Origin of the sequence: Cellulomonas algicola (assembly GCF_003851725.1) — a bacterium.
Classification (GTDB): Bacteria; Actinomycetota; Actinomycetes; order Actinomycetales; family Cellulomonadaceae; genus Cellulomonas; species Cellulomonas algicola.
In genome coordinates this window covers 1-5,660 of sequence record NZ_BHYL01000405.1, presented here as the reverse complement: position 1 = coordinate 5,660, position 5,660 = coordinate 1, and the positions used below count along the sequence as shown (strand labels likewise).

Annotated in this window: 6 protein-coding genes and 1 pseudogene; 4 read left to right on the top strand and 3 right to left on the bottom strand. The window is 73.4% G+C overall.

Annotation, left to right across the window (positions count from 1 at the left end; translation table 11 throughout):
• On the bottom strand, positions 1-637 hold a 637-nt coding region (locus CTKZ_RS20025), incomplete at its 3' end, for an endo-1,4-beta-xylanase (RefSeq protein WP_148090532.1).
• Between the two features lie 428 nt (positions 638-1,065).
• On the opposite strand from CTKZ_RS20025, the gene CTKZ_RS20020 reads away from it, so the two are divergent.
• Together CTKZ_RS20020 and CTKZ_RS20015 are read left to right on the top strand one after the other, a co-directional pair.
• Positions 1,066-1,683, top strand: a complete 618-nt coding sequence (locus CTKZ_RS20020; protein ID WP_124344561.1) for a LysE family transporter — start codon at positions 1,066-1,068, stop codon at positions 1,681-1,683.
• 153 nt (positions 1,684-1,836) lie between these two features.
• The gene (locus CTKZ_RS20015; RefSeq protein WP_235843577.1) at positions 1,837-2,640 is read left to right on the top strand and encodes an ALF repeat-containing protein; all 804 of its coding nucleotides are present in this window, start codon (positions 1,837-1,839) and stop codon (positions 2,638-2,640) included.
• A 78-nt stretch (positions 2,641-2,718) separates the two neighbouring features.
• Here CTKZ_RS20015 and CTKZ_RS20010 read toward each other — a convergent pair whose 3' ends face one another.
• Positions 2,719-3,501, bottom strand: coding sequence for a DinB family protein (locus CTKZ_RS20010; protein ID WP_124344559.1), 783 nt, complete (start codon positions 3,499-3,501; stop codon positions 2,719-2,721).
• A 56-nt stretch (positions 3,502-3,557) separates the two neighbouring features.
• Positions 3,558-4,040: a pyridoxamine 5'-phosphate oxidase family protein gene (locus CTKZ_RS20005; protein ID WP_124344558.1), complete on the bottom strand. Its 483-nt coding sequence runs from the start codon at positions 4,038-4,040 to the stop codon at positions 3,558-3,560.
• A gap of 211 nt (positions 4,041-4,251) precedes the next feature.
• Between CTKZ_RS20005 and CTKZ_RS20000 the strand changes: the two genes are divergently transcribed.
• Both CTKZ_RS20000 and CTKZ_RS19995 read left to right on the top strand, forming a co-directional pair.
• Entirely contained in the window at positions 4,252-5,148 is an 897-nt protein-coding gene (locus CTKZ_RS20000; RefSeq protein ID WP_124344557.1) for an SDR family oxidoreductase, read from the top strand.
• Positions 5,149-5,301: 153 nt separating this feature from the next.
• Positions 5,302-5,660: pseudogene (locus tag CTKZ_RS19995) on the top strand (hypothetical protein); the annotation flags it as partial.

The window sequence follows — 5,660 nt, the reverse complement described above, 5'->3', positions numbered from 1 at the left end:
GCGACCAGTCGTCGGTGTTGTAGTCGTTGTAGCAGAGCTTCGCACCGGGGTCGGCGGCCCGGGCGGCACGGAACGCCGCCTCGATCCAGTCGTTGCCGGTGCGCTGCAGGTTCGAGTCACGACGACCACCCGAGGACCCGTCGGCGTAGGCCTCGTTGACGACGTCCCAGGCGTAGATCTTGCCCTTGTAGTGCGTGGCGACCTGCGTGACGTGGTTGAGCATCGCGTTGCGCAGGTCCGTACCGGACATGTTCTGCATCCAGCCCGGCTGCTGGGAGTGCCACGCCAGGGCGTGCCCACGGACCCGCTTGCCGTTGCTCTGCGCCCAGTTCAGGATCCGGTCGCCGCTGGAGTAGCTGAACTGGCCACGGTTGGGCTCCGTGGCGTCCATCTTCATCTCGTTCTCGGCCGTGATCATGTCGAACTCACGGTTCGCGATCGTCTGGTACGTGCTGTCGTTCAGCCGGCCCGCCGCGATCGCGGTACCGAAGTACCGCCCGCTCTGCGCGGCTGCCGCACCGAGCGTGCTCGCCGCCGCCTGAGCGGGCATGGCCGCGGCGAGGCCCGCGGCGGCCACCGCCAGGGTCAAGGACGCGGCGACGACTGCGCGTCGCCCTCGTCGTGGTGTGGTCGTCATGGAACACCTCTCTCGGAGGACCGACGGGACGGGCCGGTGGGCTGTCGGCGCGGAGCTGGTGGACGGACGACGCCGTCTGCCCACGGGGCCGCGGCCGCCCGGCGTGACCACCCGGCGACCGACAGTGTGAGCGCTCACATTCGCATCAGGACGGGCGGAGCGACAGAGGCGAATCGTTTTGGGGTTTTATCGATCCAAGACACCAGACACCAGACACCAGACACCAGACACCAGACACCCGACACCAGGCACCAGGCACCAGGCGCCCGGCCACCCGAGCGCGTCTGCACGCCGGATCACGCGAGACGCCGGGGCCATCCGCGACGACCGACCAGGCGGAGCGGGACGGACGTCCGCAGCGTGCGCGTCCGAGCGGGTCCGGTGACAGGAGATGATCTGCGGGTGGTGATCGTCCCGGTGCTCGCGGCATGAGCCTGTCGCTGTGGCTCGCGCTCGTCGGTGCGTGCCTCGTCATCTCGCTGACCCCGGGCGCCGGTGCGATCAACACCATGGCCAACTCGCTGGGCTCGGGATGGGCCCGCTCGATCTGGGGGATCCTCGGTCAGCAGGCCGCACTCGTGCTGCACGTCGCGATCGTCGCCGCCGGGGTGGGCGCACTGGTCAGCCGCTCGCACACGGCGTTCGAGACCATCCGCTACGTCGGCGCCGCGTACCTCGTCTACCTCGGGGTGCGGCAGCTCCGGGCGCGGCCCGGGTCCGACGACAGCACGACCGAGCACGTCGTCGAGGGCGTGTGGCCGATGTTCCGCCGCGGGCTGCTCGTGAACCTCACCAACCCGAAGGCGATCGTCTTCTTCCTCGCCTTCGTGCCGCAGTTCGTGCGCCCGGAACGGCCGCTCGTGCCGCAGTACGCGGTGCTCGTCGCGACCGTCGTGGCGGTGGACGTGCTGGTCATGTGGGGCGTGTTCGCGCCGGCGGCGCGCGGGCTCGCGCGGGTCATCGCCCGGGAGGACGGGCGGCGGGTCGTCAACCGCGTGTTCGGCGGGCTGTTCGTCGGCGTCGGGGTGCTGCTCGCGACGGTGTGACGGGACGCGGCCACCGAGCGCCCGGCGAGGCCAGTCGGAACGGCGCTGACGGGCGTCACGGGGACGGTAGGGTCTCGCCGGGCGTGGGGGCGTGACGTGCGGCTCCGCGGGCATGGCGGACCCGACGACGAGGAGTGTTCCCTGGTGCGCAAGATGGTGCGCTGGCTCGCAGTGGCTGTGGTGCTGACGGTGACGGGCTTCGGTGCCGCGGCGCCGGCAGCAGCCGCCGACCCGGTGGTCGACGTGCGGGCGTTCGTCGCCGCCGGGTTCCACGGGACGACCGACGACGACTACCGCGCCTGGGCCGGGGTCCTGGCGTCGGTCCCCGACGGCCCGTCGACCCGCCAGCAGGCCACCGCTGCCCTGGCCGGGACGATCGAGGAGCTGCGGGCGTACGTCGACGGCGGCTACCTGAACGCGTGGTTCGCCGACGAGCGGCTGCGGGTCACGCGCGTCCTCGCTGCGGCGACCGGACCCGCGGTCGAGGCGGGCGCGCAGGCTGCGCTGGCCAGCAGCGACCGGCAGGACCTGTCGGACTTCCTCACGAACGGCCTCCCGGTGGCGCAGTACGCCGACGACCGGCTCATGGCGTCGACGATGCTGACGGGCGGCGTGAACAACAGCGGCCCGGCGCTCGACGCGGCCGCGCAGGCGGCGCTCGCCGGCACGCCCGCCGAGCTGCGGGAGTTCCTCCTCGTCGGTCAGTTCGTGGCGCGTGCCATCGACGCCGCCGCAGCGCCGGTGGTGCCGGCCGTGCCCGTGGTCCCCGCCGCCCCGGTGGCACCGGCCGCACAGCCCGCCGCGGCCGCCCCGCAGGCGGTAGCCGCTGCGGCACCGACGCGCGTGCTGGCGGTGACGGGCCCGTCGTCGCGGGTGTCGACGGCCGGGCTTGCGGCGGTCGTGCTGCTCGTCGGCGTGGGGCTCGTCGTCCTGGCGCGTCGCCGCGACGTCGCCTGACCCGGCCGAGCGCACGGCCCTGGTCGGAGACCTCGTCGCCCGACGGGTCGTGCGGACCACTCGTGGGGGCAGTGCCCGTCAGTCGCGCGTGGCGAGCGCGGCGAGGTCGCGGGTGGCGTAGCGGTGGTGCTGCCACTCCTCGTCGAAGATCACGCCGAGGCACTGCCGGACGGTGACGGTCGGCTCGTCAGGCCCGCCGTCACCCCACGGGTCGTGTCCGGCGTCGCGGGCGAGGTCGTCGGCCGTGAGGTCGGCGAGGTAGGCGCGCACCTGCGCGACGCGGTCGGCGCGCGCCGCGACGGCCTCGTCGAGCGTCACGGGGGTTCCGAGCGGGACGAGCCCGTACCGGTCCTCGAGCCCCTGGGCCTGCCAGAACAGCAGGCCGAGGGGGTGGAACGGCTGCTCACGGCGCAGGATCGCGAGGTTGAGCCACGCGTCGGTCGCGAGGACGAGGTGCCGGATCGTCTCGGTGAAGGACCACTCGCCGTCGACCGACACGTCGACCGTGCCGGGCGGCAGCGTGCGGGCGCGGGCGATCGTCGTGTCCCACATCGCCACCAGCGCCTCGTAGCCGGCGCGGAGCTCGTCGGGGGTCCGGGCGCGCAGCGCGGACCGTTCGGGGTGGCGGCGGTCGAGCTCGGCGAGGAGGAGCGGCGCGACCTCGACGCCCCAGATGGTCAGGCCGTCGATGTCGCCGTCGATGTCTGCGCCGGTCAGCTCGACGCCGCGCATCCGGACGCGCTGCAGGCCGACCTCGCGGAAGACGGCGCCGGCCATGCGGTCGCGCACGAACTGCGCGCCGCGCAGGTCCTGGTGCTGGAAGCGGCTGTCGCGTCGGTCCTCGAACTCGATGTCGACCATGTCCGGACGCTACGGCGCACGTCCGACATCGGCCGGCCCCGCCGCCGCCGTAGCCGTCAGAGGCGGACCGTCTCGTTCTCGCCGCCGTCGTAGCGCTCGCCCGTGAGCTTGGCCTTCACGAGGCTGATCGCGGTCGTCAGGCGGTTGCCCGGTGCGTCCCAGTACTCGGCGGTCTCGCCGTGCACGACGAGCAGCACGAGCCCGGGCGTCTCGGGACCGTCGGGGAACCACGCCTCGGCGACCGGGCTCCACAGCTCGCGGGCCTTCGCGACGTCGCGCACGACCTCCGCGGTGCCCGAGACGGACACCCAGGACGTGCCGCCGACGAACGCGGCGTTCACGGGGCTGCCGTGCGCGATCTCGTCGACCTTGTGGCTGTCGGCGTCGGCGAAGAACCACAGGTCGCCGCTGAACTCGGCCTCCTGGATGCCCATCGGGCGGCTCACGAGGCGGCCGTCGGCGGCGACGGTCGTGAGCATGGAGACCTTGGAGTCGCGGATGAGCTCCGTGACCTTGGCGATGTCGTCGTCGTGCGTCATGCCGTGCTCCTCCGTCGCCGGGTGCGCCGCTGATGCGGTGCCCGGCCACGGTAGGTCGCGGTGGCCGAGGCTGCACGGCGGCAGCGCGCGGGCACGGAGCGGCGTCCCGTCCGACGCTTCGATAACGATGTCGAAGCCGTTAGGGTCGGGCGCCAGGACCGCCGTCGCTCCGCGCCACCCCGGGGTCCTGCGACCCGCGAAGGAGAAGACGATGCCGTCCGACCACCTCACGTTCGACAACCCCGTCGAGCGCCACGCGCACATCAAGCCCCACGCGTCGTGGCAGCCGCTCCCCGGCCTCGACGCGGAGCTCGACCCGAAGGCCGACCACGGCGAGACGACGTACCGCGGGACGGGCCGCCTGCCCGGGCGCAAGGCGCTCATCACGGGCGGCGACTCGGGCATCGGGGCGGCCGTCGCGATCGCGTTCGCGCGCGAGGGCGCTGACGTCGCGCTGAGCTACCTGCCCGAGGAGCAGGTCGACGCGGAGGCGATCGCCGCGCACATCCGTGCCGAGGGCCGCGCGTGCGTGCTGCTGCCGGGCGACATCCGCGACCGCGAGTTCTGCCGGACGATGGTCGCCGACGCGGTGGCCGGGCTCGGCGGGCTCGACATCCTCGTCAACAACGCGGCCCACCAGGTCTACCACCCGTCGTTCGACGAGCTCGACGAGGCCGACCTCGACCGCACGATCCAGACCAACCTGTACGCGATGTTCTGGATCACGCGCGACGCGCTCCCGCACCTGCCGCCGGGCGCCACGATCATCAACAGCACGTCGGTGCAGGGCTACAACCCGTCGCCGATGATCATCAACTACGCGTCGACGAAGTTCGCCATCATCGGCTTCACGAAGGCGCTCGCGGCCGACCTGGCGCCGCGCGGCATCCGCGTCAACGCCGTCGCACCCGGTCCCGTCTGGACGCCGTTGCAGGTCAGCGACGGGCAGCCGGCGGAGAAGCTGGACGGGTTCGGCGAGTCGTCGTGGCTGGGCCGGACCAGCCAGCCCGTCGAGCAGGCACCCGCCTACGTCTTCCTCGCGTCGCCGGAGTCGAGCTTCGTCGTGGGCGAGGTCATCAACGTCAACGGCGGGGCGAACGTCCCCTGACGGCGGCGCACACCCCCGGGGTCCCCGGGGCGCCGAGGTCGCGTGAACCTCACGGCGGGTGCTCATGTGCGGCGCGCGACGTGCCGATCTGGTGAGTGCGTCCGACGACCACGGACCGGGCACCCGCTGCCCGACGTGAGGAGCCCGCCCGCCATGACCGCGTCACCGAAGCGCCATCGGCACCGCGCCGAGCCCGCGCCGCGCCGCCTGCCTGCGTGGTGCCGGTCGCGCGCCGTCGCGCCGCTGGTCAGCGTCGGCATCGTGACCGTCGCGGTCCTCACGAGCGCCAGCGCGAGCTCACGGGGGCCGGCCGTCGGTGCCGAGCCCATGCACGACGTGCTGTCCGCCACGCGGCTCTCGCCCGTCGCGGACGCCGTGACCGCCCCGGCCGACGCGTCGTGGACGGCTCCCGACGCCGAGGCGGCGTGGCTCGCACCCGCCATCCGCGCCGAGGTCGACCGCATCGCCGCCGAGAAGGCCGAGGCCGAGCGGCTCGCCGCCGAGGCCGCGGC